The organism is Photorhabdus heterorhabditis (genome assembly GCF_001280945.1).
In the GTDB taxonomy this organism is placed as follows: domain Bacteria; phylum Pseudomonadota; class Gammaproteobacteria; order Enterobacterales; family Enterobacteriaceae; genus Photorhabdus; species Photorhabdus heterorhabditis.
The window spans coordinates 1-1,189 of the sequence record NZ_LJCS01000175.1 but is presented as its reverse complement, the minus strand read 5'-3'; the positions used below and the strand labels follow the sequence as shown (position 1 = coordinate 1,189).

General features: G+C 57.4%; 1 protein-coding gene. It reads right to left on the bottom strand.

Going from position 1 to position 1,189, the window contains the following annotated elements:
• The coding region (locus AM629_RS21150; protein WP_338049420.1) for a non-ribosomal peptide synthetase at positions 1-1,153 on the bottom strand (1,153 nt) is incomplete at its 3' end.
• Positions 1,154-1,189: the final 36 nt, after the last annotated feature.

The following is a 1,189-nucleotide window of genomic DNA, read 5'->3' as shown; positions in this document are numbered from 1 at the left end:
CGCGGGATATCGGCAGAATGGCCGGCAGGCTAGCGTTCTGTTGACCAGACCGGGCCGCCATGACCTCAGCAAAAGCCATCAAAGTAGGAGACGTAAACAGGGTGGTCAGCGGCAGTTCAATACCTAACGCCGCTACCCGGTTTATCATCCGTACCGCCAGCAACGAATGGCCCCCCAAAGCAAAGAAATTATCGTGCCGGCTGATCTGGTCAATCCCCAGCAACTCACACCAAATCGCCGCCAGGGTGGTTTCTGTCTCCCCCTCCGGCGCCGCATAGACCTGACGGGCAAACGCCTCACTGTCCGGGGCCGGCAGCGCCTGACGATCCAACTTACCGTTAGGGGTCAACGGCAACACATCCAGCCGCACAAAGGCCGACGGCACCATATAATCCGGTAAAATCGCATTCAGGTGAGTACGCAGACTGTTGACCAGCCCCTCATGGGCTTCCGCCGCCACATAAGCCACCAGCCGTTTTTCCTGCCCTTCTCCCAGCGCCAGTACCACCGCTTCATTCACCGCCGGGTGTTCTACCAACCGGGCTTCAATTTCCCCCGGCTCTATCCTGAAACCACGGATTTTAACCTGATGGTCGTTACGGCCCAGGAACTCCAGATTGCCCTCCGGCAGGTAGCGGGCCAGATCCCCGGTACGATACATGCGGGCGCCCGGTTTATCACTGAACGGATCGATAAGGAAACGTTCCGCAGTCAAATCCGGGCGATTGAGGTAACCGCGCACCACCCCCGCGCCCCCAATGTAAATCTCACCCACCACCCCCAGTGGCACCGGCTGACCGTACTCGTCCAGCAGGTAAAGACGGGTGTTGGCTATCGGACGCCCGATACTCTCAACAATCCGTTCTCCCCGCTGTATCGACAGCCAGGTGGAATAGGTTGTCGTTTCCGAAGGCCCATAGAGATTACATAACCGCTGTATCTGCGTTTCTTCGAAAATCTGTTCAATTAAGGCCCGTTTCAGCGGTTCACCGGCCAGATTGACCGTCTGAACCGACGCCATCAGCGCCTGTGCCTGCAATAACGGTTTCATGGCAGACGGGACTGAGTTGAGTAAGCTCACCGGCAAAGCCTGCTGCATCAATGACAGGGCATCATCCACCAGATGAATCGCCCCCCCCCGGGACAACGGCATCAGACATTCAAAAATCGACAGGTCGAAGTTCATCGA